The sequence below is a fragment of the Halotia branconii CENA392 genome (assembly GCF_029953635.1).
GTDB classification, from domain to species: Bacteria; Cyanobacteriota; Cyanobacteriia; order Cyanobacteriales; family Nostocaceae; genus Halotia; species Halotia branconii.
The window spans coordinates 1302800-1329797 of sequence record NZ_CP124543.1; the positions used below are offsets into that span (position 1 = coordinate 1302800).

The window sequence follows — 26998 nt, forward strand, 5'->3', positions numbered from 1 at the left end:
GTACTAGTAAAGATGCTAAAGCGAAAAGTTTGCGCGTCCAGGTTTTTGGGCGCAAAGCTTGATCAGATAAACAAATGAAAGTAATTATCAAAAAAACAAAATTTATTGCTATTGCGATCTTTATTATTTTTACGGTAGTTGCTAGCAACGGCATAGAACACCATAAACTAGTTACAAATGCTCAACCAGCGAACGAATGTTTATTTCCTGATTCATTATCTTGTATTGATTCCTCACAAAAACCGAAATCATCTATATTTATTCCTAACCCAAAACTGAGTGATCAGGAGCGCTTTTTATCGGCGATCGCTAGTAAATTAAAATCAATTCCTCAACCAGATACTTATGAATATACTTTGTTGCGTGTGTATGGTGCAGCATTTGTCAATCCGGAATCAGAGGTAAAATTACCATCTACAGTTATTTTTACTAACGAACAAGAAACTAACGAGTTCCAAGCCACTTTAACAATGCAGAAAGTTGATGGTACTAACGATTGTTATTTACAAAAATCGGCAGCTGTAGCTTTAAATCAAGCTAGAAGTTTAGAAAATATTCCGCTAAAATCTGGTTATGGTACGGGTGATTGTACTCGCAGTTTTGCTACTAATTTAAAATTCTGGCAAAAATACACTGATAATCAAACCTTAGAAAAAGTACAACAGGGTAAAGAAACAGCAATTCTCGGTGTAGTCGCACCTCCTGGAACCTCGCAACATCTTTGGGGATTAGCGATTGATTTACGCGTGTCTAGCGATCGCCAAAGACATGCTTTAAATCAAAATGGCTGGTTTCAGACTGTAGAAAACGATATCCCACATTGGACTTATATCGGTTTGTCAGAAGAATATTTATCGCAGTTTGGTTTTAAAAATAAGGTGTTGAGGAAAATCAGCTATTGGGTGACACCTCTATGAAAAGCAGGGGAGGCAGGGGAAGCAAGGGAGCAGGGAGCAGGGAGACAAGGAGAAAGAGGTAATTCCTCTTCATCTCCTCTGCACCCCGCCCCCTGCCCCGGTTACTGAGCGTAGTCGAAGTGCTGCTTCTTTCCTATGCCCAATGCCCCAATTTAAAGAGCAACTATCTTTACTATGAGAGGACGAAGTTTACAGCTGACTTTGATAAAATAGTTACGCACCTGACCTCTGGAGTTCTAGCAGTGGGCTTATTTGATGATTTGAGTCGGTTTCTAGAAAACCGTTTAGAAGAGTTCTTGCGTAATAATCCACATTTGGAGTTAGAGGCGCTGTTAGAACAGCTGCGGCAGCAAGAGGAAGATACTTTAAAGTTAATTGCAGATTTACAGCTACAAGAAAAGCGATCGCAAGAAGAAATTTTGTCCACCGCCCAAGAAATCCAGCGTTGGCACATTCGCGTTCAAAAAGCACAAAATGCCAATAGACAAGATTTAGCAGCTGCGGCGCAAGCAAGAGAAGCAGCCTTACTGCGTGAAGGAAACCAGCGCTGGGGACAGATGCAAGGCTTGAAAGAACGCATAGAACAATCTAAAGAATTATTGCGAAAAATCCAAATACGGCGACAGGAGGTGCAAGCAAAAGCCACTGAAGCACAAACAGCACGCGCTCAACAAACTCAAACCCAACAACGCTTAGAAACTAATGGCTGGTGGAATCCAACGAGTAGTTATTCTAGTGGATTTGACGATTTAGAAGAAAAGTTTCGCAATTGGGAAACTCAAGACGAGTTAGAGCAAATGAAACGCAATTTGGGAAAATAATTAGTTATCAGTAAACAGTAATCAATTCTCAGTCTATAAAATGTTTGCCGATTACTGTTTGCTAATGCACCATGACAAAAGAATATTTAAACTATTTTTTAATTTTATTTTTATCCTTTTTAGAATAAAAGCCTTAATCAGGGAAATTATTGAAATTTTATTTAATTTTTTAATTAGGCTTTCAATATCTGATAGATTTGATATAACTAAATTTCCATACTGTGTTCTTGTTTGTTTATTTAGCTACTTTTTGTTATTGCCGCAGCATTCCCTAAACGTTCCAAATAAGAACTGAGGCATGGAACCTAATATATTTTTAGATGTTTTAGCTAGCCTACAGAAATTATTTGTAGGTTACATACCAGCCGCTGTTTTAGGTAGTTTTACTGGATATTTAATAGGCATAAATAGCACTGTTTATCAGGTATTAAGACGGATATTTGAAATCCCCCATAGTGTCCCGCCTATAGCTCTGCTACCTTTTATGTTGATAGTGTTTAGAGAAAGGGAAACAGCAACTATTGTCATAATTTTTATTGGCACTCTCTGGTCGGTAATCATTAATATGGCAATCGGTATGCAACATTTCCGCAGACAGGATAATAATTTTCGAGTAGCTATATTTCATCTATTTCATGCACTGAAAATTGGCATTTGGGTAGCTTGGTTTACAGTGATTGCTACAGAAATGTTGATAGGTCAAAGAGGACTTGGTTCTCTACTTTGGGATGCTTATAAAGCTGGCAATATTAATAACATAATCCAGGCAATACTGTACATAGGTATTATTGGTAGTATGTTTGGTCAGTTGCTAGACTTTACGTCATCTCTTCTTTCGCAGATTGTTTCAGATGGCAAAAAACCATCTTAAAATTTGAGTAGAAAAATAGATTACTAACTATTAACTTGTGTAAGACAATACTTCAAAAACCGTTGGGGAATCTCGATACTTTCTCCCCAATGGAGATGTACATAAGAAGCATAAATATTCTCAAGGCAACCCCATCCTTCATTACCCATGTTTTCTTCACAATCGTAGCGAGAAGTTTCAAATAGGGGCTGATTAGGAGTTGAGGTTAAATGGGAACGATGAAACTCATGTCCGTAAACAGTTGTGCCTGCATTTACCAATAAACTATTTTGCAAAGCTACGGCGCGACGATATCCTAAAGTTAAGCGTTTACCCATGACAGCAGATGTAGGCAGAACTCCTACCATCGGCCAAGCTTTACCCTCAAAATCAATAATTTGTTCACATAAATACATTAATCCGCCACATTCAGCGATCGCAGGCATTCCCCCAATAATAGCCGTTTTTACTGCCTCACGAGCGCTAGTATTTGTTGCTAGTTGCTGGGCAAAAACTTCTGGAAAACCACCCCCAAAATACATTCCCTGCACACCCGGCGGTAGTTCTGCATCTGTTAGTGGACTCCAGAAAATTAGTTCTGCACCCAACTGTTGCAGCAAGTCAAGATTATCTTGATAGTAAAAATTAAAAGCGCGATCGCGGGCAACTGCAATTTTTACAGGAGAGGGACAGCACTTCGACAAACTCAGTGACCTAGTGCTGGTAACTTCAGACTTTAATAGGGGTAACAACCGTTGCCAATCAAAACAACTATCACCTAAATCAGCCAGGCGCTCAATTACAGCATTGAGTTCGGGAAGTTCTGCTGTAGGTACTAAACCCAAATGGCGATCGGGAATTGTAATGTTATCCTGACGGCGCAATACACCCAAAATGGGTAACTGTAATAATTCTAGGGAATCTTTGAGTAATGATAAATGGCGATCGCTGCCGACTCGATTTAATATCACCCCAGCCATTTTAACTCTTGGATCAAAAGATCGATAGCCGTGGGCGATCGCAGCTACTGAACCAGATAAGCGGCTGCAATCAATCACCAACATCACAGGTAAATCTAAAAGTCGTGCAATATGTGCTGTACTAGCAAAGTCAATAGGGTATGGGGCATGGGGCATGGGGCATGGGGCATTGGGCATGGGGCATGGGGCATTGGGCATGGGGCATAGGTTATTTTCTCCCTCTGCTTCCCCTGCCTCCCCTGCCTCCCCTGCTCCCCTGCTCCCCTGCTCCCCTGCTCCTCTGCTCCTCTGCTCCTCTGCTTCTCTTCTAGTCCCTAATCCCCAGTCCCTAGTCCCTTTTACTCCATCAAACAATCCCATCACTCCTTCTACCAGAGCACATTCACACTGCTGGCTATGACGAGCAAAACATTGTTGAACGTAAGTTTCAGAGGTTAACACTGGATCTAAATTCCGACAAGCACGATTAGTAACGTGTTGATGAAACATCGGGTCAATATAGTCTGGGCCTACCTTAAAAGATTGCACCGCCATACCTCGACGGCATAAAGATGCTAAAAGGGTGAGCGTGACTGTTGTCTTACCCACCCCACTACGTTCTCCTGCAATGATTAAAGCCATCAAAAGTTAGCAATAAAGAATCAGAAGTTATGAATTATAACTCCTAACTAAACATCTTTTGGAAATTAGTTACAGTAAATTCGCTTATTTCAAATATTTGGGAAATTGGTGACATTACTTTTAATTACTCAATATGCCAACTAAAATCTTAATTAATTCTGTTAGTTCTTCAGGAACTCGATATAATTTAAAGTCTTCAGTTATCTGTTTTTCTTGACGTTTATATGTCACAAATCGCCAATCTTCACCAGTTGTTACTGCTCCGTAAAGAATAAGATTATCTGAATTTATCCATTGATCAAGTGCAATCAGTTCTACAGCTAATTGGATAAATCCTCTGCTCAAATCTGCTTGTTTTGCTTCAATTACTAATAAGCCTTTGCCTTTATCAATGTAGTAATCTAAGTTACCTTTTAATTGGTCGCTAACGTTAATAGGATATTCAATATTTAATTGGGTTTGGGCAATTTCGCAAACTTCTAAGAGTATAGGTGCGATAATTGCTTGCTTACGCGCATCTTCACTTAGTAGCTTGACCCGTCGAAGATTGCGTTCAATCACTCGCTGTAATTGTTGAGTTGTCTCAGTTACAAGTTCTACTTTTGGTAATTGCAGCTGTTTGCGCTCATAAGTACGACCTAGTTCAGCTAAAATGTCTTCTGGAGAAAAGGGAAGCTCAAAATACTTACTAAATGTATAGCTTTGTCCGGGTTGAATAATTCGAGGGCGACTCATAATTTTTAATTCCCCAAACTCAACTTATCTTTTCACATTTATACCAATTTGAAGAATGAGCGCTACAGATGTAGTAGCGCGGCAAGCTTAATTTGCTGGATTGAGGGACAAAATCCAACGCCTCAAAGCCTTATAGATGTTGGGTTTCACTTCGTTATACCCAACCGTAGCATCTGTCGCATTCTTTTTTGAAATTGGTATTACCTCCTAAACCAAAATCCTAGAGACGTAGCAGTGCTACGTCTCCATATCTTTTCCAAAAATTTATACTATTAACTTTCACCTCCGGATTTGAGAATCTTGGCTATAACTCCCAGGCTTTCTTCAAATAGTGATTCCCGCCCCCAACGTTGCACTTGCTGACTCAACAATGCTTCTGCCTTTTGCTCAGAAAGGGAACTTACTTGTTGAAACAATCCTGAAGATTGAGCGCCACCATGTGTTTCCATTCGCATACAACCGCCAGTTTCTGAGCAAATTACCGTACCACAGTCGGCTTGCGGATTTGTCGAACTCAGGCGCAGAGCAATCAAATCACCAGCAATATTACCCACATCAGCGACCGGAACCCCAGCTAATTCGGCTTCTATTTGCCGCTGTTCTTGACCCAAAAAATGAATGCGGGTGATATCGTAATCTCCGGTTTCGTGTTGATAAGAAACTGGTAGCCACTCTAACCGACTGGCCAGCCATCCCAAAAATAGCAGTGCTTGGGTAGGATTACCTTTTTCGTAATCAATGGTAACGCGGTCAACTTCTTTTAAGGCAGCCCGACGATGGGGTGAGTCGTAGGCTTCAGCTGTTAATTCTTGCCATGCTGATAAGCGTCGCCAGTTTAAATCGGCAAGGGGTACACCAGTTTCTAGTAACTGTTGTAAGCTGAGTAAATCACTTTCTGGTTCGTTAAAGTTACAAGAATCTACAATCACATTATTGCAAACTGCCGCCAAGCGCTTAAACAAAGCGTTATTCGGGTCTGGTGTAGCTTTCCACCACAGAAACTTTGGCAAACCCCCAATCAAAAGTGCGGGAATCATGCCTCCTACCCGTTCTAAGGCAGCAGCAGTACCGCTAAGAGTAATGTATTCGCAGCAAATGAGTGTGCTAGAAGATTGCTTTTGGATGGGGCAGTAAGCAGAAACTTGAGCCTTAACTCCTTCATCTTCGCCAGCAATGGGAAACAATGCAATAATTCGGCAGGGATTGCGGAGAGCAATTTCATCGGCAATTTTGGGGCTAGCGGTACTTAAGGTAGAAACACTGTCTCCTGTGCCTCCTTGACGTTTAGAAAATTCTTCCCGCAATACAGCTAGAGTTTCTGGTGTTGCTGTGCCAGTTTCCGGTAGTTTATATTGTTTTTGTGCTTGCCGCAGGGCTACCTCCATTTGAGGCCCTAAAATTCCATCAATTGGACCGTTGTAAAATCCCAAAGCAGCTAATAGATATTGGGTTTCTTCTGGTTCGTAAACCACTAAAGTAAATGTGGTAGCCCGTGTAGCAGCAGGAAGTCCACCATCTTCGCCAGTAATGCCGTAACTTTGCCAAATTTGATTTAATTCCGCTTCGAGTTCGTTAAGCGAAATATCTTTGGGTGCTTGCAGGGAAAAAATTGTTGGAGCTTGGGGAGTCATAACAGTTGTCAGGTGTCAGGTGTCAGTTGTCAGGTGTCAGGTGTCAGGTGTCAGTTGTCAGGTGTTTTCTATTTTTACTAACTACTGACCACTGACTAATGACTATTTTCTTAAAGTCTGCGCCAGCGGCGACCGTCTTGGTTAATCAACAATTCTGCTTCTGCTGGTTCCCAAGTACCAGCCTCGTAGTGAGGAATGGTGGTAGGATCTGCGGGTGCATCCCAAACAGAAAGGGCTGGAGTTACTATCTGCCAAGCTGCTTCCACTTCATCTGCCCGTGTGAACAATGTTTGATCACCCATCATACAATCAAGGAAAAGGCGATCGTAGGCATCAGAGGTTGCTTGGATACCGAAGGAACCGTAGCTAAAATCCATGTCAACGGAACGAGTACGAAATTCTGCCCCAGGCATTTTGACATCAAAACGTAGGGAAATACCTTCATTGGGCTGAATCCGCATGGCCAAAATATTGGCGTTTGCTTGTTTTGCTGCCGATTGAAACATCCGTGAAGGAACTTCGCGGAAGTGAATTGAAATCTCGCTGACTTTTTTCGGCATCCGCTTACCTGTACGTAGATAGAAAGGAACACCTTGCCAACGCCAGTTATCAACTAGAAATTTCATGGCCACATAAGTTGGCGTTGTGGAATTTGTGTTAACTCCAGGTTCTTGATGATAACCGGGTACTGATTGACCTTTCATCCAACCGCCACTATACTGACCACGTACTGCTGAACGCGATAAATTATGCACATCAGCCAAACGTGTTGCTTGGAGTACCTTAACTTTTTCTGTACGAATACTGTCGGCATCCATTGAGTTGGGTGCTTCCATTGCTGTCAAGCAGTACAGTTGCATGAGGTGGTTTTGCAACATATCTCGGAGTGCGCCGGCTGATTCATAATATCCAGCTCGATCTTCTACGCCTACGGTTTCTGCTACGGTGATTTGTACATGGTCAACAAAGCGACGATTCCACAATGGTTCAAAAATTGCGTTGGCAAAGCGAAATACCAGCAAGTTTTGGACTGTTTCTTTACCCAAGTAATGATCGATGCGATATACTTGGTTTTCTTTACAAAATTTTTGCACCACTTGGTTAAGACTCTGGGCAGAAGCCAAATCACGACCAAAGGGTTTTTCAATTACTAAACGATGTTTGTAGGGATCGTCTAGCATCCCGGCGCTTCCTAGCTGTTTAATTGCTTCAGGGAAGAACGAGGGGGCAACGGAGAGGTAGAACATCCGGTTTCCCCGTGTACCCCGTTTTTCGTCTAATTCACTCAGCAAATCTTTCAGTTTTTGGTAGCTATCGGGCTTGTCTATGTCTCCAGGACAGTAGAACAGACCTTGAGAGAAGTCTTGCCAAAGTTCCCCCAAATCGACGTTAGAATGGGCTTCTTCCATGCCCTTTTGCATTTGCTCGCGGAAGTATTCGTGGCTCCATTCTCGACGTGCTACACCAACAATTGTGGTTTCTGGTGGAATGCGTCTTTCTCGGCGCAATTTGTAAAGTGCTGGCACTAGTTTGCGCCAGGTAAGGTCACCAGAAGCGCCAAAGATGACTATGATCTGGGGTTCGGGCATCCCTTGTTGTTGTAGACCAACGCGTAAGGGATTTTCTAACAAACTAACCATAACAATTTTGGATTTTGGATTTGGGGTTTGGGATTGGGTACTGGGTACTGGGGATGAGTCAGTAGTTAGTGGTCAGTGGTCAGTAGTCAGTGGTATTTGGAATTTTCTTGATCTTCCTCAACTTTCTCTGCTGTCTTATCCCTAGTTCCCAGTCCCTATACTGGCGACAATAGCTTGACTTTGTTTTCCAAAGAGTTCATCAAGGACTCGAAAGGCTTGATGAATTTGTCAATACCTTCAATTAGTAATTCTTCCATTACGGCATCAATATCGATGTTGATGTCAGGATCTTTTAGACTTTCTATCAGTTGGTAAGCTTCCTCGACATTTGTATCTACACGATTAGCGACATCGCAGTGGTCGGCACAAGCTTTAATGGTCGCAGGTGGTAAGGTGTTAACGGTATCGCGGCCAATCAACTCATCGACATACATGACATCGCTGTAGTTGGGGTCTTTGGTGCTGGTACTTGCCCAAAGTAACCTTTGGACTTTGGCTCCTTTTGCTGCTAAAGCTTGCCAGCGGTCGCTTGCTATAATTTTCTCGTATTCTTGGTAGGCTATTTTAGCGTTAGCGATCGCCACTTTTCCTTTAACAGCTCTCAGCTTTGCTTCTAAGTTAATATCATCAACACCCTTTTCCAACTTAGCATCAATTTTGCCATCAACATTGCTATCAATCCGGCTGAGGAAGAAGCTAGCAACAGAAGCAATTTTGCTAATATCTTGATTCTCTGCAACTCGTTTTTCTAAGCCACGAATATAAGCCCAAGCTGTGTTGATGTAGCTTTCAACAGAAAACAACAGCGTAATATTAACATTCATGCCTTCGGCTATTACCTGTTCGACTGCTGGCAAACCAGCTTCTGTACCGGGAATTTTAATCATCAGATTTTCCCGACCAATTTCTTGGAAATAGCGACGAGCTTCGTTGATTGTGGCTTCAGTATCGTGGGCGATGGTTGGTGGCACTTCCATACTCACATAACCATCAAGTCTATTCGAGGCTTCATATACGGGGCGCAGGATGTCGCAGGCATTGCGGATATCTGCAAAAACTAAGGATTCATAAATTTTGTATGTTGGTAATCCAGCTTTGATGCCAGCTTCGATATCAGCATCGTAAATCACATTATCTGCGATCGCTTTTTCAAAGATAGCTGGATTGGAAGTAATTCCAGAGATACCTTGATTTTCAACCAAGTCTTTCAATTCGCCTGATTGAATGATGTCACGGCTCAAATTATCCATCCAGATACTTTGACCGTATTGCTTAATTTCTAGTAGATGATTGGTTGTCATAGCTTGATTTATTTCACTCCGGTTGATGATGTTTCTAAGTAAAGTTGGCAAAACTGATCAAAGTTTTGATAGTTACTCTTGAATTTTGGTATTTGCCCATCACTTATTGCATCGGCCAGCTGAGGTAATCTTTGATTCACTTGCAAAAGTGCTATTCTGTATCCCCAATCCTAAATCACCCTGATTAACTTTTAATTAATGCCAGATGTTAGTAACAGTGTGCGTAATTCGTAATACTTCGACTCCTTTCGAGTGCGCTACTTCGGCTAAACTCAGTACAAGTTTCCAACGGTTTACTTTTTTGCCATGATGTATTGATGCAGAGTGACAAAAGTAACTATCAATGAAAAACAGTTAAAAAGCTTATACAAACCTTCTGTCTTCTGGTTGCTGAACGCAGCCGAAGTGCTGTCTTTTCTTCTAATGACCATTTTGAATAAAAGACTCCACCTTTACTACATCCTCTTTGCTACCAATAATCAAAGGCGTACGTTGATGCAATTTTTTAGGCACTACATCTAAGATGTTTACTAGTCCTGTAGTGGCGCGACCCCCTGCTTGTTCAATTAACATCGCTAGAGGTGCAGTTTCATAAAGCAAACGCAACTTACCTTCTGGTTTTTGAATTGTGCCTGGGTAGAGAAACACACCACCTTGAATCAAAATTCTATGGATATCGCTGACCATTGCCCCGCTGTAACGAGCCGTATAGCCTTCTGTACGATGGACGTAACGAATATATTCCCTAATTGATTCTTCCCACTGCCAAAAGTTACCTTCATTAACGCTATAAATGGCTCCGTGGTTTGGAATCTGAATATTCTCTTCTGTGAGAATAAATTCTCCTAAGCTGGGATCAAGGACAAATGAGTGGACTCCCTTACCTATAGTATAAACCAGCATTGTGCTTGGCCCATAGAGGATATAGCCGGCGGCAATTTGCTTGCGTCCGTTAGTTAAGAGGTCAGTGGCTTTGCGATCGCTATCATTTCCTTCTTGTTGACGAATGGCAAAAATTGAACCTAAACTGAGATTAGTATCAGTGTTAGAAGAGCCATCAATTGGGTCATATAACAATGTATAGCGACCAATGGGGCAGTTTTCTGGTATGTAATAAGGTTCTTCCATTTCCTCAGAAGCTAGGCGACAAACTAAGCCACTTTGCTTAAATACTGAGATAAATACATCATTCGCATAGACATCCATCTTTTTGACAGATTCTCCTTGCACATTCACTTCCCCAGTGAATCCGAGAACGCCTTCCATTAAACCAGCGCGGCTCATGCGACGAGCAACTAATTTGCCTGCAAGGGCAATCCGATTCATCAGCGCACTTAAATCTTGTGCATCTGGTGAAAAACTCTGAAGTTGCTGTAAGACATGACGTGATAAGGTTGTACAATCACGGTCTAGGGCTTTGTCTGTAGGTTCGTTGATGGGAAATTCTAACGATTCTGGCGCTTGAGCCATTTTGATGTTCTCCCTAGGAATTGACTGGTAGTTGGGTAAGACAGTTGTCAGTTGTCAGTTACCTGTTCACTGTTCACTGTTGAGTTGGACGTGGCAATTTTATAATTGCTCTCTCTATCTTAGAAAGGTAATTTGATAACTTAGATGTGATTTTAGATAAACTAAAGAAATCAATGTCTTGTAACCTCCATATTCAGGGTATGGAGTATACTTTTAGTTCATAACACTGATATAGCAAAAAAGACTAGTTGTGAAGCTTACCAGTGACTCACAACTAGTTAATGTCAGAATTATCAGTTACATCTGACTGCTTGATTCTTTTTTGGAAATTGCTACAATTTTTGATTGCAAACTAGAAAACAATTTGCTACTGTTGTGTTTCGCTTCAGTTAAAAATCTTGTTTTTTCCCCCAACTACCTCGTCGGTTATCCTCTCGTGGTTTGGCTTTATTAACCCTTAGTTGACGACCCATCCATTCTGCGCCATCTAATTCTGTAATTGCAGCGTCTTCTTGGGCATCTTCATTCATTTCAACAAAAGCAAAGCCACGCATCCGGCCTGTTTCACGGTCAGTAGGTAGTACAACTCTTTTGACCTCGCCATAGTCTGCAAACACGGCTGTTAAGTCTGCTTCAGTAGCGCTGTAAGAGAGGTTTCCAACGTAAATAGTCATCTGGAGTCACGTAATTTTCAACTAAAAAGCGATTGGTTCAGCTACAAACCAGATCTAAACAAATTGCAAATGTTGCATAGTCTGTTCTGATTTACCAATGGCGAATGTTGTAAGACCGCAACCATAATGTTGGCATGAACTTCAACTAAACTGACCATCTGGCTGAACTGACGCATACGCTCATATAATAACTGATTGTGACATTTTTCAAAGTACTAGATTTGACAATCTCTAATAACATAAAATTAGTCACTCTTATATGTTTTATAAATTACAATTTTTGAGATTATTGCGATCGCTAGTTTGATTTTGGGTGTGAGATGGTGCAGAAAGCTGAAGTCATAGGCATTGATGTGGGAGGAACGGCGATTAAGCTGGGACGATTCAATCAAGATGGTATTTGCCTGCAATCTTTGATGGTGGCAACTCCCCAACCGTCAACACCAGAAGCAGTTTTGGCTGTAATGGTAGATGCGATCGCAGTAGTTGACCCAGATAATCAAACTATTGCTATTGGTGTGGGTACTCCTGGCCCCGCTGATGCAACTGGACGTATTGCCAAAATCGCTATTAATTTACCAAAATGGCACGATGTCCCTTTGGCAGACTGGTTAGAAGCTAAAATTGGTAAACCGACTGTAATTGCTAACGATGCGAACTGTGCAGGATTAGGAGAAGCTTGGTTGGGAGCAGGTCGCGGCTGGCAAAATTTTATTTTATTGACTTTGGGGACTGGGGTTGGCGGTGCAATTATAATGAATGGCCAACTGTTTACGGGACATCAAGCTGCTGCTGGAGAACTGGGTTTAATTTCTTTTAACCCCAACGGACCAATGTGTAAAAGTGGCAATCAAGGTTCTTTAGAACAGTATGCTTCGGCGACGGCAATTTACCGCCGTACTGGCAAGGAACCAGCAGAATTGGGCGCTCTTGCTCAAGCAGGAGATGCCGATAGCTTGAAATTTTGGCAAGAATATGGTAGAGAATTAGGCATTGGTTTAACTAGTTTGATTTACATTTTGACACCACAGGCGATCATAATTGGTGGTGGTGTTAGTGCTAGTTTTCAATTTTTTTCACCAGATCTGAAGGCAGAAATTGATAAGCGAGTCATGCCTACATCTCGTATGGGGTTACAAATTTTGCCAGCAGAACTGGGCAACTCGGCGGGAATAGTGGGTGCAGCAAAGTTGGCGTGGCAACATTATGATAATTCGTAATTCGTAATTCGTAATTCGTAATTACTAAAGATAAGAAAAAATTGATAAAGATTGTTTTTAACTGTTTATTTTATACCTAAAACAATACATTTTTGTACTGTTCAAGATTATAGATTATAGTTCAAATAATTCCAGCTAGAGAAATTAGTCTTTATGAGTTGGAAGAAAAATTTGGTTTATAAACGACCCGCGTAGCATAAATAAATATCATACTTGTGGATAGCACCACAAATTATGCATACTAGTAGTCAACATCTATTCGGATAATAATATTCCGGGTTAAGGTGTAGCTTAGAAACGCTTTGATTGCATACCAATATTAAACTATTGCGTTGAGATTTATGGACAAAAGTCCACAAGATGGCAGTATCAACCTCCTCTAAGCTGGTGAGGCAATCTCCCAGCGCGGGGGAGATATTAGGTAGGAGTTATCATGCTTACACAGGATATTCGCAACTCACTCATTGAGACTACTGATTTAAGTCAACTCAAATGGGATTTAAATCATCTACAACCCGTGGATGTAGGCGAATATATTGCCCAATTGCCTCAACAACAACGAGCGATCGCCTTTCGTCTACTCAATAAAGCTGAAGCTATTGATGTCTTTGAATATTTGCCCACAGAAGTACAACAAGAACTAATTAACTCTTTACATGATGCCCAAGTGGTGCAACTTGTAGAAGCAATGAGTCCTGATGAACGGGCAGAATTGTTTGATGAATTACCTGCTGGGGTAATTAAAAGATTATTACAAGAACTGAGTCCAGAACAAAGACAAGCCACCGCAACAATTTTGGGCTACCCAGAAGGTACTGCGGGGCGGGTGATGACAACAGAATATGTGCGATTACAAGAAGGATTAACCGTAGGAGAAGCCCTCAGTAAAATTCGTCGTCAGGACGAAGATAAGGAGACAATTTATTACGCATACGTTACTGATAACAACCGCAAGCTAGGAAGAGTCGTTTCATTGCGCCAATTGTTATTTACCTTTCCTGATGTTTTAATTCGAGATATTGCTAGCGATCGCGTCATCAAAGTGCGAACTGAAACTTCCCAAGAAGAAGTCGCCCAAATCATGCAACGTTATGATTTAATCGCTATCCCTGTTGTTGATCGTGAAGATCGATTGGTTGGCATTATCACAATTGATGATGTCATGGATATTTTGCAAGAAGAAGCCACAGAAGACTTTCAAAAACTAGCAGGTGTCGGTGGTGATGAGGCCGCTTTGTCACCTCCTTTATTTACCATCCGTAACCGCTTACCTTGGTTATTAGGAATCATGGCATTATATATTGGTGCAGCCAGTGCGATCGCTCCTTTCCAATCTGTAATCGCTGCTGTGCCAGTTTTGGCAGTAATCATGCCAATTTTTTCTAATACTGGTGGTACGGTGGGTATTCAAGCATTAACGGTAACAATTCGAGGACTAGGTGTAGGTGAGGTGACACCTAGAGATACTCTCAAAATTCTCCGTAAGGAAATTTTCGCTGGTTTAGGTACAGCGTTAGCTTTATCATTGACAATGATTATGCTTTCCTTAATTTGGGCGCACCCTCAAGAGCGTTGGGTGGCTGTTATTGCGGGAGTAGTTATGGCAACTAATACAATTGTGGCTGTGACTCTTGGGACTTTACTACCAATGGCTTTAAAGCGACTCAAGTTAGATCCTGCCTTAGTCAGTGGGCCGTTAGTGACAACAATGCTAGATACAATCGGATTTTTAACATTTTTAACTTTGATTTCTGTGGGTTTGAATGTGTTACACCTACCAAGTTAAGTAGATTAATGTCAATAATTATCGTTGAAATAAAGCAGGGGGCAGCACTTCGGCTTCGCTCAGTAGACTTCTTGCAAAAGTCCTTATTCTTAGCTTCTTCTTTGCGTCTTTGCGTCTTTGCGTGAGACAAAAAGATATTTATGCAAGAGGTCTAATGACCAAGAGCAGGGAAAGAAAGAGTTTGAGCCTTATTTACTTTTATTCACATAGTTTGATTTTATTTCACCGACTTATTTATGCCTACTACCACCTGGAATCGTCATCATGTTCTCTCCTTAGCTGACTTTACTGCCGCTGAATACAATACTGTTTTACAAACTGCTGCCAGTTTTGAGGAAGTGTTATCACGGCGGACGAAGAAAGTCCCAACCTTGCAAGGACAGGTGGTGGCAAATTTATTTTTTGAAGCATCTACCCGCACTCGGAGTAGTTTTGAACTTGCGGCTAAACGCCTCAGCGCAGATACGCTAAATTTTGCCGCTTCAACTTCTTCTATGACCAAAGGAGAAACAATTCTTGACACGGCGAAAACCTATTTGGCTATGGGAACTGATATTATGGTGATTCGCCATCGAGAAGCAGGAGTACCTGATGCGATCGCTCAAGAAATGGATCGTTTAGGTGTACGAGTTAGTGTCCTCAATGCTGGTGATGGTCAACATGAGCATCCTTCCCAAGGACTACTAGATTTATTCACTATCTGTACTTTAATCGACCCAAGTAATCCCCAGCTAGAACTTTTAAAAGGTAAAAAAATTGCCATTGTTGGGGATATTCTGCATTCTCGCGTAGCACGCTCAAATATCTGGAGTTTAACAGCAAGCGGCGCGCAAGTGCATTTGGCAGCACCGCCGACCCTTTTACCTAAGTTATTTGCTGAGTATGTTTTGGAAGAAGCTGGAGACTTATCTTCTATATCCCTAATTTCCAACCGTCAACTGTTCATACACTGGCAGCTAGAACCCGCCTTACAAGATGCTGATTTTGTCATGACTTTGCGTTTACAGAAAGAACGCATGACTGCTCATTTACTGCCAAGTTTGCGAGAATATCATCAATTGTTTGGGATCACACGTCCAAAATTGCAACTATGCAGACCCAACGTTAAAGTTTTGCATCCAGGCCCAGTCAACCGTGGTGTTGAAATAAGCTCTGAATTAATGGATGATCCAGAATTTAGTCTGATTCAATCGCAAGTTACTAGTGGTGTGGCTGTGCGGATGGCACTACTGTATTTGTTAGGTAGCAGCAAGGTTTAACAAACTAAATTTGACTTACTGAAATGATGTTAATAACTGCCTGTATATTAATTTTACAGTAGCGATCGCCTGGAAATTATTATTAATTATAGTTTGCTCTATTCATGACTGAGGTTACTTGGTTACGATGGATTTATAGCCTTCGTGATACTGTCGATAAATAAACATTATTTTTACTACCGACATTATATCTTTACGTGAGCTTTTTAATTTTTTATATTTCAATTTTAAAAAACAAGCATGAAGCTACTAATTTTACATAATCGCTACAGATTTGCAGGTGGCGAAGATAGGGTAGTTCAGGCAGAAAAAAGTCTATTAGAGGCAAATGGTCACGAAGTTATTTTGTTAGAAGAAAATAATCGCAGCATAGTTAGTATTTGGGATACATTTGTAGCTGCTGGAGGTGCTATATATTCTTTTGCGGCTAAAAATCGGGTGGAAGCAGAAATTAATCGTTTTCGTCCGGAAATAGTTCATGTTCATAACTTTTTTCCACTCCTTTCTCCTGCTGTATATGATGCTTGTTCTAGTACTGGAGTCCCTGTTGTCCAAACTCTTCACAACTATCGGCTAGCTTGTCCCAAAGCAATGCCATTTCGAGATGGTAAAACTTGCGAAGATTGCATTGGTAAACTTATGCCTGTGTCTAGTGTTGTACACGCTTGCTACCGCAAGTCTTATCTGCAAAGTTCAGTTGTAGCAACAATGGCCACTTGGCATTGGCTACGAGGCACTTGGCAAAAGCGAGTAGATGCTTATATTGTCTTTACTAAATTTCAAAAAGCAAAAATGGTTCAAGCTGGATTACCAGCAAAAAAAATCTACATCAAACCAAACTTCATTTTTCATACTGATTTTTCCCCCAAAGATACTAAACTTGGTAACTACTTACTTTTTGTTGGTAGATTATCAGAAGAAAAGGGCGTTTCTGTGCTAATCGATGCCTATCTTCAAAATAATTTATCTATACCATTAAAGATTGTTGGTGATGGGCCTTTACGTCAAACTTTGCAAGCAAAAGTCCAGAATGCAGGTTATAGCAGTTTGATTGAATTTTTAGGATTTCAAGAGCAATCAGTAATTTTAAGATTAATGCATGATGCCAAATTTTTGGTAGTACCTTCAATTTGGTATGAAGGCTTTCCCTTAGCTATTATAGAAGCTTTTGCTTGCAGTCTTCCTGTACTAGCGCCAAAATTAGGCAGTATGGCAGAAATAGTCGATGACAAAATCAATGGTCTGCATTTTGAAGCCGGAAATTCTCATGATTTAGCTGATAAAATAAATTGGGCAATCAAACATCCAAAATTTTTAGCTGTTACTAGTCAAAATGCTCGTTTTACCTACGAATCTAACTACACATCTGAAGCTAATTACGAGCAACTAATGAAAATTTATCAAGAAATAATCAACAATTATAAGTTGAAGTTTGACAAGAGACTATAATAATAAATTTATATAGTCAGTACCTTAGACAATTTACGAGGGTTCAACGCCTATCGCACCCGTATAATAAATAGTTAGCTGCGATGATGAGAGGTCTATGCGAAAATTCTTCATAGGACTAAGTCTATTAGCTCTGTTTCCGGCTCTGGGTTGGGTGTTGATTACCCTGCTAACGCGTAACTGTGAGGTGTCTTTAGATGAAAGTCCTATGGGCGCGCGCCACTGCTCGTCAGGATTGGTGATTATTCATTATTTAACACAATGAATAGAACGCCAAGAGCGCCAAGGAAGAAAAAGATAATCATTAAGTGTTTCAATTCCTCAACCAAGAGCTGACTTTTCCCGTTATCTTTCTATCACAGCGATCGCGATCAGGAGTGCTGTCCTAAAAGTCCTATTTTCCCGTTGTTATATTCTCATTAAACATTTTTTATTGATAATAAAACTGTGGACTGAAACCCTTGCTATATTCATGTTTCGAGACTTAACGGGAAAAGTCAGAACCAAGAGGTATTAATAGTAGTCCTATATTTTTCGTATTTGTATACTTATTGTTCAGTTGGTTGTATTATTATGGTGCTTGATTAAATATATTTTAATTAAGCGTAGAGGACGTATAAAATAGTATAAAAATGATAAAAATTGGGGTAACTGGATAAAATTTTTATCTCCAACTGTGGGAACGATGAGATGTTCATAACAATACCAAAATTTATCTTGAGGATGTTCTATTAATTTTAAATGAAACAATGCAGATTTCAGTTGACTACTTTGGAAAGAATCTGTTGTTGGAAAATAAAATTGTCTACAAATCTGGAATGCAAGAGATTGAACTACAGAGTTAGCTGCTATTTTATCTATGATTGTTTCTGGAAGTTCTGCATTCAAAAGCTCATGAGCTAATGCAAGACCCAGCAATAACATTCGTCTCATGCGTAACTTGGTTGTACGTTCCCAAATTTTGTCCCAATTTACTTCAGGATAGACACGGATAGCTTCAGCTAAATCACAAATTCTATTTAACCATAGCCAACAGTCTTTGCCTCCTTGTGAGCAGAGAATTATAATTAAATTCTCCGCAGAAAAACTGAGTATATTTCTATCTACAAAAGAGATATATTTGGTATCTTCCCATATCCAATCTTCTGTATTATGTGTAAATGAGAATTGCTTTGATAATATTCCTTGATGAACGTCTAAAGTGATCTTTTCTTGTGGATTATTTAAATGTAGTTCCCAATGAGAACGTAGATAGGCTTCCTCTTCTTCATTGGTTAGGGATTTTAGATAGTTTGCTTCTTGTTCATTACTGTCAACGTATGGCTCAAATCCATGAAGAATCAGTATTTCTTTAGTTTTAATAAAATCTTGTCTGCGAACCAAAATATCTAAATCACTAAAAGCTCGACAGGCAATATCTCCATAAATTGTCGCAGCTAATACTAGTCCTTTGAAAGTAATTACGGGAATTTTATTTTCTGCAAAAATATTTAAAACTTTGACTAGTTTACTTGCTTTGAAAAGGTTGCGTTGAGTGTTGTTATAATAAGATTGTCGCAAGTAATTTAGAACATCTGTTGGTACAAGTTGCGAACAAGTTTTATTGAGATTTAAAAATAATAGTGGTAATACTCGATGCCAATCAGCAATTTCAATTAGATATTTCCAGTTAATATTTTCTTGGATGAGTCTTTTGATATTCTCACTATCTTTATCATTGATGTGAGTGCGCGCGCAACAAAGTAATAACTCGATTTCCGGGGAAATATTTGTTTTTTCTGATAACAATTTGCTCATCGTTATAAATAAGAATTGACTCACGCAGAGGCAAGGCAGCGCGTTGGGGAGACAGCGCTGTGGGCGGCTTTGCCGACTTGAAGCGACTGTCGTTGGGTTTCCCGACTTGTAGCGACTGCCGCGCAGAGTTTAAACTTTGATAAACCAGTGTTGTCGATACATCACAATGCCTACTGCTAACCATAATAAGACGGTAAGGATAGCAAATATGAGGGAACCGTTAAGCGCACCCGCCCAAGATGCAAAAATGTTTTGGTAAATCCAATTGTAGGTGCTGGGAGCGTTTTCTCCTGAGCCGATACTGGTTCTGACTAAAATTTTAATTAGTAAAACAGAGGCAACGAAAAGTGCGATCGCATTTAAGCCTAGAATTTCAAAAGGTTTACTCCAGCGACGTATCAGCCGTACTTCGATTAGTTCATAGCAAGTTGCCAGCAATAGTAATGCCCAACCTGTTGTAAAAATAACATAGGAACTTGTCCACAGCTTTTTGTTGATGGGAAATGTCCAACCCCACGCCCAACCAACTATTAAGCAACCAATACCAAATAATGCTAATCCTATACTTGTGCGTGATTGTACTGATTGAGAGCGTATCCATTTTCCTGTAAAGTAGCCAGCCAAAACGTTAACAATAGCCGGAATTGTGCTGAAAAGTCCTTCTGGATCTCCCATAAAATTGAAGCGATCGCCTTTATAAAGATGTACTTTAGGAATAATTAGGCGGTCAATGTAAGCACCAAAGTTACCTTCTCGTGTCAATACACCAGCGCCATAATCGGGAACTGATACATACATCAAAGCTAGCCAGTAACCGATAAGTATGACAGCTGCGAGTATCCATTGCCCACGACGCGGCAAGTTGAGAACTATTAAGGAGGCGAACAGGTAAGTCAAACTGATGCGTTGTAACACCCCCATAATCCGGATGCTATTTAAGTCAAAAGTCCAAATGCCCTGATTCCAAAAGCCATTTAGCAGCAATCCCAAACCAAAAAGAATAGCAGCACGGCGTAATATCCGCCAGTAAACAGCCTTGGTAGGTTTGTTGTTTTCGGTGTACTTTGACAGAGAAAAACTCATTGCCACACCAATAATAAACAGAAAGAAGGGAAACACCAAATCAGTTGGTGTGCATCCGTTCCAGTCTGCATGGGCTAAGGGAGGATACACATCATCCGCCACTCCCACCATATTGACGAGAATCATGCCCGCGATGGTAATGCCACGAAAAACATCTAATGAAGTCAGGCGCATAGATGGAATTTTGTCCTTGATGACTATCTAAGCTACCCTGGTTGATGCAGGTAAGCAAGCAAAATTTATATAGATACAAGGTAAAATTTCATTGAGTATTTATGTTACAAATACTTAATGAAATTTTTTATTGATTAGTTATTATGATGTTTATTACACGTTGCTTGTTTTCATACACATGTATTATACGCAATATAATTATGATGCCAGTTAAAATATATATAGCTCTATGATCATAAATTTTGATAATCTTGATTCAGAATAAATTAGGGAAATATTCCTGTGTTTTTAAAATCTAAACAATTGACAAAATTATCAAATTCTTCACCAAGCAAAGAGGTAGGATTGAATGATGTTGATTTTTCATCTTCTAATATGATCAGACTTAAGGGTATTTTATCTTACTTTTCATATTTAAATATAAATGGTGAAATTAGTGATGAAGCATTTGAGGCTTTAGTTCGGTATGCCTGTTCTGTTTTTATAGAAAATGAATTAGAAGAAAGAGTACAATTTGCTCTTGAGCAGAAGGTAATGAGTTTCTGGGAATCAAAGTTTATTTATGCGCTAGAAAAATATATGGCTAGAAAATAAAATTAGTTTCATCTTCAAATTTTAGCTAAAACTCTCTTCTTAAAATATAAAATATTATGTCTAATCTAGAAGATGAATCAAATCAAGAATTGGAGCAAAAAAAGGATAGTCAAGATAGCGAAATAGAAAAGTTTCCTGAAGAATTAGAAAATCTTCCACCACAAATCAAGAGGGAAATAAAAACAGTTCTTTCTATGGGACGTTTCTCTGCATCTTCTATTTCCCCAATTCTAGATAAAATTAATCAACAACATATTACAAAAATACTTGAGAGCGTAGAAAAAGATAGTGAAAGAGCATTCATAGATGCTCAAGATGCAAGAAAGTATAATTTTCTCGCTATTTGTATTTTTGTGGCTGTTTTCGTGTTTTTAACTGTTTTTCTGGTAAACAAAGATATAGTTGTTTATCAAGATATTTTAAGAATACTGATAATATTTGGTGGCGGATTTGGTAGTGGTTTGGGTTTTAAAATATACTTAGACCGTAAAAATAAATAAATCAGAGAAATAAATACAAGTATATTTATTATAATTTTACAAAAGTTATAAAATTTACTTGTAATTATGTCAGTCAAAGTTGGAGATACTGCTCCTGATTTCACTCTAACTTCCCAAAATGGCTCTACGGTGAGTCTGCAAGATTTCCGTGGTCAAAAAGCTGTGGTGCTGTACTTTTATCCCAAGGACGATACACCTGGATGCACGGCAGAATCTTGTGCTTTCCGCGATCAGTATGAAGTGTTCAAAACTGCTGGTGCTGAAGTGATTGGTGTTAGTGGTGATTCTCATGAATCTCATCAGCGATTTGCTGCTAAATACAATCTTCCTTTTATACTCTTAAGCGATAAAGGCGACCAAGTACGAAAGCTATACGGTGCAACTACCGCTTTTGGCTTGATTCCTAGTCGCGTTACTTATGTTATTGATCAACAAGGCGTTGTGCAGTACGTATTTGATTCGATGTTGAATTTTAAGGGTCACGTTGAAGAAGCGCTGAAAACGTTGCAACAACTTACAGCTTAAAAGCTGTTTAAACGCAGAGTATCGCAAAGGATATTCTGCGTTTGTTTGCATTTTAATTAAACTTTATGTGAGGGTGATTTTTCTTGCATTACGACATCACCGTGGGTTGCCTTGCCATTTTTACCGTTGGTATGACCATTCCCGTTACGGGGTTGAATCACACCATAACCACCGTGGTTGCGTTCGTAAATGACATTAATCTCATCGGTTTCACTATTACGGAACATGTAAAAGTCATGTCCCACCATTTGCAGATGTTCTAAAGCTTCTGCAACGGTCATTGGTGGCATGGAAAAATATTTTGTCCGGACGACTTCATTAGGCAGTTCTGGGGTGCGATCGCCTATTAAATCTGTAACTACTGGTTCTGTAACTAATACTTCGCTGGTTGCTGGAGCGTGAATTTTCTTATCTTGACGTTTTTCTTTGTATTTACGCAGCTGACGAGCAATTTTGTCTGCAACTAAGTCAATGCTGGCATATAAATCTTCGCTGCTTTCCTCGGCACGAATGACGCTACCGTTTGCATAAATAGTGACTTCAGCCGCTTGTCTGGTAGTGATTCGGGGATTGCGAGCTACGCTTAAATGCACATCCACTTCGTTTGTGATGCTCTGAAAGTGGTTAACAGCTTTTTCAATTTTTTGATGTACATATTCCCGAATCGCATCGGTGATTTCAATATTTTTGCCGTGGATGACAAGCTTCATGTAAACTCTCCCGCTGAATATTAGATTTGTTGTGAATTTGTTTTGATAAGAGAAGAAATTGCGGTAATATTTATCACTGCCGCCAAAACAAATCATGAACTGTTTTGATGTACTGCTGGTATAGTTTCTCTAATTTTGCTGCATCTGAGTTTCTACTGCACATACTTGATAATTAATCTCCTGCTGATCTCTGCGTAGGTCTCCAATTAACTACTAGTAAATTGGATGCCCAAAAGCATAACCCTTGAGTGATACAGTCTAAGCAATAGCTTTAACAGCTATCAGTTATCTGTAAAGAATGAGGTGTTCATCTTTGAGGAAACACCACACTAATTAGTGGTACGCTTTGCTGGCGGGTTAAACCTGCGCCGATACGTCTTGATAACTGTTTACTGTTCACTGTTCACTGATTTAATGACTGCTGTATTTAAGCAACTTTTACAGAACTGTCTGTGTTTACTCCTTCTATAATTCCAGGAGATTCGCTTACTGTTGGTAGATAATACAAGTCTTTGTGGAAGTTTCATCCGGTTTTATGATGCAAACAATGTTATTAGAGACATCAGCCAGTGCATTCGTTTCTATTGTGTTTGGCGTGATGCTTATTGCAGAGAGTTCCTCCCAACACCATTGAGGTTATATATTCAAACTAACACTTTGTATTTTCTAATGCAGGTTCCGTTGATGTTCCTTTAGAATCCTTTACATTCTTTGACTTTAATCTTAAGAGTTGCCATATATTTTTAGTCAATAACTCTGTTGATTTTTGGCATGATCCGTAGTACAAAACCAAACCAAAATCGTTGTTTGTTATATAACCGAGGATTAATGCCTTATTTAGATGCTCATCAATGGCAAAAATCGCTTGTTGGCGATCGCATTCACGATCCAAGTCTCGATGATGTGTTAATCTTGCTAGAGCATCCGCCTGTCTACACTTTAGGACAAGGAAGTAAGTCAGAATTTATTAAATTTGACCTTGACAAAAGTCAATTTGAGGTATACACGATTGAACGCGGTGGTGAAGTTACTTACCATTGTCCTGGTCAACTAGTGGGGTATCCAATTTTAAATCTGCACCGTTATCGTCAAGATTTGCATTGGTATTTGCGGCAATTGGAAGAAGTGATCATTCGAGTACTAGCAGTTTATGGCTTGCAAGGCGATCGCCTGACGGGTTTTACTGGTGTTTGGTTAGATGGGCGCAAAGTTGCCGCGATTGGTATTAAAGTCAGCCGTTGGATTACTATGCACGGTTTTGCGTTAAATGTTTGTCCTGATCTGACAGGCTTTAGTCAGATTGTTCCCTGCGGTATTGCTGATAAACCTGTAGGCAGTTTAGCCGAATGGATTCCAGGTATCACCTGTCAAGAGGTACGTTCTCATATACCCAAGTGTTTTGCTGAGGTGTTTGGTGTAAAATTTGTGGACGAACCAGCATCATAATAATTATCACTGACATTGATAGATAAGCAAGTTTGTAGTAAAGACTTTAGTCCTTATAAAACGGCAGGATGGACACTCAACTACAAATCACGTCCACAAGTATCAAAGACTCATCCACGAGTAGTTATCAAAAATTCATCCGGTTTTTGGGGATTTCCGGGTTAGTCCTGATAAAATCTGAAAAAGTGTGAGCAGCGTTATGCACAACCGTATATTTATTACTTTATTTTTAACTTTATCTCTGACTAATATACCCCAGTTTGTAGTCGCTCAAAACAATATTGAACAGCTATTGCAACAAGGCGAAGCTGCCTATAAAGCCGGTAAATACTTAGAATCAGAAGCAACATATCGCAGGATTATTCAAATTGAACCAAATAATGCCACTGCTTACTATAAACTTTGTGATGTGTTGGATGAGCAGAACAAACTTGATGAAGCAGTAACAGCTTGTCAAAAATCGGTTCAACTAAACTCACAAGATGCAAAAACTCACAATCTTCTTGGCTACATTTTTCACAGACAGAAGAAATTAGATGCAGCTGTTGCCGCTTTCCAAAAAGTAATTCAACTCAACCCCAACTATTATACTGTTTACAACAATCTCGGCAATGCCTTAACAGAGCAGAAGAAATTCGATGCAGCTGTTGCCGCCTTCCAAAAAGCAGTTCAACTTGACCCCAACTATGCTGGTGCTTACAAAGGTCTCGGCATTGCCCTCAAAGAGCAGAAGAAATTCGATGCAGCTGTTGCCGCCTTCCAAAAAGCAGTTCAACTTGATCCCAACTATACTACTGCTTACTACAATCTCGGCATTACCCTCAAAGAGCAGAAGAAATTCGATGCAGCTGTTGCCGCCTTCCAAAAAGCAGTTCAACTTGATCCCAACTATACTACTGCTTACTACAATCTCGGCATTACCCTCAAAGAGCAGAAGAAATTAGATGCAGCTGTTGCCGCCTTCCAAAAAGCAGTTCAACTCAACCCCAACTTAGCTAATGCTTACTACTTAGCTACTGCTTACTACAATCTCGGCAATGCCCTCAAAGAGCAGAAGAAATTAGATGCAGCTGTTGCCGCTTACGAAAAAGCAATTCTATTCAACCCCAACTTAGCTACTGTTTACTACAATCTCAGCATTACCCTCAAAGAGCAAAAGAAATTAGATGCAGCTGTTGCCGCCTTTCAAAAAGCAGTTCAACTCCAACCCTACTATGCCTACTGTTTAAAACAATCTCAGCGTTGCCCTAAGTGAGCAGAAGAAATTAGATGCATCTGTTGGCGCTTACAAAAAAACCTTAATATTGCCAGAAGACAACAGTGAAATTAGCTTGGATGAATTACAGCTGCAACCAAATACAAAAGTAGCTAGACTAAATTATGACTTTTATCGTATTAAAACTTTCTACTAATGTCGAAGGTGACATCCGTATGGCAGAACAAGAACAGGACATTAAACAAAACTAGTTTATGATGGGAGAAAAACCTAAGACTCCTCTAAATATTCAACTTATCCGCCACCTCCAAGTTATTCCCAAAAAAGGCATCGAAGCCCATTTTTCTGGGAAAACTAAACAGATTAAAATTGGACTAGATGAAGATTTTCCAGTTTCCAAAATTCAGGGTAGCTGGTTAGATCGCATTTTACCTCGTGATGTAATTATTGCACTGTTCTCTTTTGGGGCTGCTACAGTTGCGAATCTTATCTCTTAGTTATTTAGTAATGCTTCTAAATCAGCATCAAATAATAGCAATAAACCATAGTTGTCAATTGTTAGTGGTTAGTTGTTTTTGATCTGGTTTAATACCTTAGCACCACTTACTTTATTTAAACTCCGATATTCCCAAGGATTAACAAACTTAGCATCACTCCAAATTCCTAGCCGTCTTTGTTTCGCTTCAGTTTCGGCTTGTTGCACTAAGTCTTTACTGGGACACTTATTCAAATAAGGACGATATACTTTTGCTAACCCTTCCCGTAACAAAACTTGCTGTACAAAAGTACCATTTTTCAAGCGGATTTCTGCGATTTTACGTCCATAGCGATCGCTATCTGTAATATTTAGTATGACGCGATCGCCTCCTTGTTGCACTAGTTGCTGTACTCGTGCTTGCGCTTTTGTACCCCAGGTAAATTGATTGCGATCGCTAGCACGTTTAGTGGCTTTTTCTTTCTGGGAATGAGCAATTTCTGGTGCATCCATACAAGCAAAGCGTACTGTGAATTTATTACCTTGGGAATCTTTAACTACCAAAGTATCGCCGTCGCTAACTCGTTCGACCAAATCTCCAGAAATGCCGAAAAAGCGTAGATGCGAAGCAGCTTGTCGTAAGACATCGCAGCCGATCAGTCCCAGAAGAATAATAGTTACACCAAGTCCAATTTGTATTCTTTGAATTAACTTATCCATCCCAACTCACTCAATTGCCTCTGAGGCACGATACTAACAAAGAGATTTAGAGATTGGGTAGTAGTAAGAAATTTTATTCTTTATTTTTGCAACTGCTGTTCTGGCTGCGATGGTTGCTGCTGGCTTTCAGTTGGTCGAAATTTCTCAAATAAAGCGGGTGGTGTTGCTTGGCGGAATGCTCCACAATAATGCATTGTCATCACTGCTTTAAAAGCCCAATGGTCTGATGGTACATCACTAAAAGGATTTGGCAATGTTTGTGCCTGATTTTGAACACAAGCATTGATAACTTGATTTGATTTCTCTAGCTCAGTGTTACTATCTTCTTGAGCTTTTACAGGAGCGATTAAGCCAGTCGTGGCTATTACTATGATGACTATTGATATACATTTGCGGTTCATAAA

25 protein-coding genes are annotated in these 26998 nt (G+C 39.9%); 13 read left to right on the top strand and 12 right to left on the bottom strand.

What is annotated here, in order from left to right; all coding sequences use genetic code 11:
- The first annotated feature begins 74 nt into the window (after positions 1–74).
- The 3 genes from QI031_RS05910 (at position 75) to QI031_RS05920 (ending at position 2609) form a co-directional block, all read left to right on the top strand.
- Positions 75–917: a D-alanyl-D-alanine carboxypeptidase family protein gene (locus QI031_RS05910; protein WP_281484271.1), complete on the top strand. Its 843-nt coding sequence runs from the start codon at positions 75–77 to the stop codon at positions 915–917.
- Between the two features lie 242 nt (positions 918–1159).
- Positions 1160–1738: a TIGR04376 family protein gene (locus tag QI031_RS05915; RefSeq protein ID WP_281484272.1), complete on the top strand. Its 579-nt coding sequence runs from the start codon at positions 1160–1162 to the stop codon at positions 1736–1738.
- Positions 1739–2036: 298 nt separating this feature from the next.
- Positions 2037–2609 carry an ABC transporter permease gene (locus QI031_RS05920; RefSeq protein ID WP_281484273.1) on the top strand — a complete coding sequence of 191 codons (573 nt, stop codon included), beginning with the start codon at positions 2037–2039 and terminating at the stop codon, positions 2607–2609.
- Between the two features lie 23 nt (positions 2610–2632).
- Here QI031_RS05920 and QI031_RS05925 read toward each other — a convergent pair whose 3' ends face one another.
- The 7 genes from QI031_RS05925 to QI031_RS05955 all read right to left on the bottom strand — a co-directional run bounded on the left by QI031_RS05925 (position 2633) and on the right by QI031_RS05955 (position 11640).
- On the bottom strand, positions 2633–4189 hold the full coding sequence (locus QI031_RS05925; protein WP_281484274.1) for a cobyrinic acid a,c-diamide synthase CobB: 1557 nt from the start codon (positions 4187–4189) through the stop codon (positions 2633–2635).
- A 120-nt stretch (positions 4190–4309) separates the two neighbouring features.
- Positions 4310–4924, bottom strand: a complete 615-nt coding sequence (locus tag QI031_RS05930; protein ID WP_281484275.1) for a hypothetical protein — start codon at positions 4922–4924, stop codon at positions 4310–4312.
- Positions 4925–5196: 272 nt separating this feature from the next.
- Positions 5197–6555 (bottom strand): glucose-6-phosphate dehydrogenase assembly protein OpcA, encoded by a 1359-nt coding sequence (gene opcA / locus QI031_RS05935; RefSeq protein WP_281484276.1) that lies wholly within the window; start codon positions 6553–6555, stop codon positions 5197–5199.
- A gap of 110 nt (positions 6556–6665) precedes the next feature.
- Positions 6666–8195, bottom strand: coding sequence for a glucose-6-phosphate dehydrogenase (zwf, locus tag QI031_RS05940; protein ID WP_281484277.1), 1530 nt, complete (start codon positions 8193–8195; stop codon positions 6666–6668).
- Positions 8196–8350: 155 nt separating this feature from the next.
- Positions 8351–9496: a transaldolase gene (tal, locus tag QI031_RS05945; protein WP_281484278.1), complete on the bottom strand. Its 1146-nt coding sequence runs from the start codon at positions 9494–9496 to the stop codon at positions 8351–8353.
- Positions 9497–9916: 420 nt separating this feature from the next.
- Positions 9917–10966, bottom strand: coding sequence for a class 1 fructose-bisphosphatase (fbp, locus tag QI031_RS05950; protein ID WP_281484279.1), 1050 nt, complete (start codon positions 10964–10966; stop codon positions 9917–9919).
- A gap of 389 nt (positions 10967–11355) precedes the next feature.
- Complete coding sequence (locus tag QI031_RS05955) at positions 11356–11640, bottom strand: RNA-binding regulator (RefSeq protein WP_281484280.1); 285 nt, start codon at positions 11638–11640, stop codon at positions 11356–11358.
- A 320-nt stretch (positions 11641–11960) separates the two neighbouring features.
- Here QI031_RS05955 and QI031_RS05960 point away from each other — a divergent pair, with 320 nt between their 5' ends.
- From QI031_RS05960 to QI031_RS05975, 4 genes are all read left to right on the top strand, one after another.
- Positions 11961–12860, top strand: coding sequence for an ROK family protein (locus QI031_RS05960; protein ID WP_281484281.1), 900 nt, complete (start codon positions 11961–11963; stop codon positions 12858–12860).
- Between the two features lie 433 nt (positions 12861–13293).
- Positions 13294–14646 carry a magnesium transporter gene (gene mgtE / locus QI031_RS05965; protein ID WP_281484282.1) on the top strand — a complete coding sequence of 451 codons (1353 nt, stop codon included), beginning with the start codon at positions 13294–13296 and terminating at the stop codon, positions 14644–14646.
- 236 nt (positions 14647–14882) lie between these two features.
- Positions 14883–15905, top strand: a complete 1023-nt coding sequence (locus QI031_RS05970) for an aspartate carbamoyltransferase catalytic subunit (protein WP_281484283.1) — start codon at positions 14883–14885, stop codon at positions 15903–15905.
- 240 nt (positions 15906–16145) lie between these two features.
- Positions 16146–17354, top strand: a complete 1209-nt coding sequence (locus tag QI031_RS05975) for a glycosyltransferase family 4 protein (RefSeq protein ID WP_281484284.1) — start codon at positions 16146–16148, stop codon at positions 17352–17354.
- A 555-nt stretch (positions 17355–17909) separates the two neighbouring features.
- On the opposite strand, the gene QI031_RS05980 is transcribed toward QI031_RS05975, so the two are convergent.
- Positions 17910–19151, bottom strand: coding sequence for a nucleotidyltransferase domain-containing protein (locus tag QI031_RS05980; protein ID WP_281484285.1), 1242 nt, complete (start codon positions 19149–19151; stop codon positions 17910–17912).
- 129 nt (positions 19152–19280) lie between these two features.
- Positions 19281–20408, bottom strand: a complete 1128-nt coding sequence (locus QI031_RS05985) for an acyltransferase family protein (protein ID WP_281484286.1) — start codon at positions 20406–20408, stop codon at positions 19281–19283.
- 282 nt (positions 20409–20690) lie between these two features.
- On the opposite strand from QI031_RS05985, the gene QI031_RS05990 reads away from it, so the two are divergent.
- From QI031_RS05990 to QI031_RS06000, 3 genes are all read left to right on the top strand, one after another.
- On the top strand, positions 20691–21002 hold the full coding sequence (locus QI031_RS05990) for a hypothetical protein (RefSeq protein WP_281484287.1): 312 nt from the start codon (positions 20691–20693) through the stop codon (positions 21000–21002).
- A gap of 56 nt (positions 21003–21058) precedes the next feature.
- The gene (locus QI031_RS05995) at positions 21059–21502 is read left to right on the top strand and encodes a hypothetical protein (protein WP_281484288.1); all 444 of its coding nucleotides are present in this window, start codon (positions 21059–21061) and stop codon (positions 21500–21502) included.
- Positions 21503–21568: 66 nt separating this feature from the next.
- On the top strand, positions 21569–22027 hold the full coding sequence (locus QI031_RS06000; protein ID WP_281484289.1) for a peroxiredoxin: 459 nt from the start codon (positions 21569–21571) through the stop codon (positions 22025–22027).
- A 56-nt stretch (positions 22028–22083) separates the two neighbouring features.
- Here the strand turns inward: QI031_RS06000 and hpf are convergent, their stop codons facing one another.
- A complete protein-coding gene (gene hpf / locus QI031_RS06005; RefSeq protein ID WP_281484290.1) occupies positions 22084–22737 on the bottom strand; it encodes a ribosome hibernation-promoting factor, HPF/YfiA family in 654 nt (217 codons plus the stop codon).
- Positions 22738–23508: 771 nt separating this feature from the next.
- On the opposite strand from hpf, the gene lipB reads away from it, so the two are divergent.
- The 3 genes from lipB to QI031_RS06020 all read left to right on the top strand — a co-directional run bounded on the left by lipB (position 23509) and on the right by QI031_RS06020 (position 25896).
- Entirely contained in the window at positions 23509–24183 is a 675-nt protein-coding gene (gene lipB / locus QI031_RS06010) for a lipoyl(octanoyl) transferase LipB (RefSeq protein ID WP_281484291.1), read from the top strand.
- Positions 24184–24382: 199 nt separating this feature from the next.
- A complete protein-coding gene (locus QI031_RS06015; protein ID WP_281484292.1) occupies positions 24383–25438 on the top strand; it encodes a tetratricopeptide repeat protein in 1056 nt (351 codons plus the stop codon).
- A 215-nt stretch (positions 25439–25653) separates the two neighbouring features.
- Positions 25654–25896 carry a hypothetical protein gene (locus tag QI031_RS06020; protein WP_281484293.1) on the top strand — a complete coding sequence of 81 codons (243 nt, stop codon included), beginning with the start codon at positions 25654–25656 and terminating at the stop codon, positions 25894–25896.
- A 68-nt stretch (positions 25897–25964) separates the two neighbouring features.
- Here the strand turns inward: QI031_RS06020 and QI031_RS06025 are convergent, their stop codons facing one another.
- On the bottom strand, positions 25965–26594 hold the full coding sequence (locus QI031_RS06025; protein WP_281484294.1) for a thermonuclease family protein: 630 nt from the start codon (positions 26592–26594) through the stop codon (positions 25965–25967).
- An 80-nt stretch (positions 26595–26674) separates the two neighbouring features.
- A complete protein-coding gene (locus tag QI031_RS06030) occupies positions 26675–26995 on the bottom strand; it encodes an S-layer protein (RefSeq protein ID WP_281484295.1) in 321 nt (106 codons plus the stop codon).
- Between the last annotated feature and the right edge of the window lie 3 nt (positions 26996–26998).

Coding starts and splice junctions, on each gene's coding strand:
- QI031_RS06015 (WP_281484292.1), top strand. CDS start 24,383: ATGCACAACCGTATATTTATTACTTTATTTTTAACTTTATCTCTGACT.
- QI031_RS05980 (WP_281484285.1), bottom strand. CDS start 19,151: ATGAGCAAATTGTTATCAGAAAAAACAAATATTTCCCCGGAAATCGAG.
- QI031_RS06020 (WP_281484293.1), top strand. CDS start 25,654: ATGATGGGAGAAAAACCTAAGACTCCTCTAAATATTCAACTTATCCGC.
- lipB (WP_281484291.1), top strand. CDS start 23,509: ATGATCCGTAGTACAAAACCAAACCAAAATCGTTGTTTGTTATATAAC.
- QI031_RS05975 (WP_281484284.1), top strand. CDS start 16,146: ATGAAGCTACTAATTTTACATAATCGCTACAGATTTGCAGGTGGCGAA.
- QI031_RS06030 (WP_281484295.1), bottom strand. CDS start 26,995: ATGAACCGCAAATGTATATCAATAGTCATCATAGTAATAGCCACGACT.
- QI031_RS05920 (WP_281484273.1), top strand. CDS start 2,037: ATGGAACCTAATATATTTTTAGATGTTTTAGCTAGCCTACAGAAATTA.
- QI031_RS05960 (WP_281484281.1), top strand. CDS start 11,961: ATGGTGCAGAAAGCTGAAGTCATAGGCATTGATGTGGGAGGAACGGCG.
- QI031_RS05955 (WP_281484280.1), bottom strand. CDS start 11,640: ATGACTATTTACGTTGGAAACCTCTCTTACAGCGCTACTGAAGCAGAC.
- fbp (WP_281484279.1), bottom strand. CDS start 10,966: ATGGCTCAAGCGCCAGAATCGTTAGAATTTCCCATCAACGAACCTACA.
- hpf (WP_281484290.1), bottom strand. CDS start 22,737: ATGAAGCTTGTCATCCACGGCAAAAATATTGAAATCACCGATGCGATT.
- QI031_RS06025 (WP_281484294.1), bottom strand. CDS start 26,594: ATGGATAAGTTAATTCAAAGAATACAAATTGGACTTGGTGTAACTATT.
- zwf (WP_281484277.1), bottom strand. CDS start 8,195: ATGGTTAGTTTGTTAGAAAATCCCTTACGCGTTGGTCTACAACAACAA.
- tal (WP_281484278.1), bottom strand. CDS start 9,496: ATGACAACCAATCATCTACTAGAAATTAAGCAATACGGTCAAAGTATC.
- QI031_RS05995 (WP_281484288.1), top strand. CDS start 21,059: ATGTCTAATCTAGAAGATGAATCAAATCAAGAATTGGAGCAAAAAAAG.
- QI031_RS05925 (WP_281484274.1), bottom strand. CDS start 4,189: ATGGCTTTAATCATTGCAGGAGAACGTAGTGGGGTGGGTAAGACAACA.
- QI031_RS05910 (WP_281484271.1), top strand. CDS start 75: ATGAAAGTAATTATCAAAAAAACAAAATTTATTGCTATTGCGATCTTT.
- QI031_RS05985 (WP_281484286.1), bottom strand. CDS start 20,408: ATGCGCCTGACTTCATTAGATGTTTTTCGTGGCATTACCATCGCGGGC.
- opcA (WP_281484276.1), bottom strand. CDS start 6,555: ATGACTCCCCAAGCTCCAACAATTTTTTCCCTGCAAGCACCCAAAGAT.
- QI031_RS05970 (WP_281484283.1), top strand. CDS start 14,883: ATGCCTACTACCACCTGGAATCGTCATCATGTTCTCTCCTTAGCTGAC.
- QI031_RS05930 (WP_281484275.1), bottom strand. CDS start 4,924: ATGAGTCGCCCTCGAATTATTCAACCCGGACAAAGCTATACATTTAGT.
- QI031_RS06000 (WP_281484289.1), top strand. CDS start 21,569: ATGTCAGTCAAAGTTGGAGATACTGCTCCTGATTTCACTCTAACTTCC.
- mgtE (WP_281484282.1), top strand. CDS start 13,294: ATGCTTACACAGGATATTCGCAACTCACTCATTGAGACTACTGATTTA.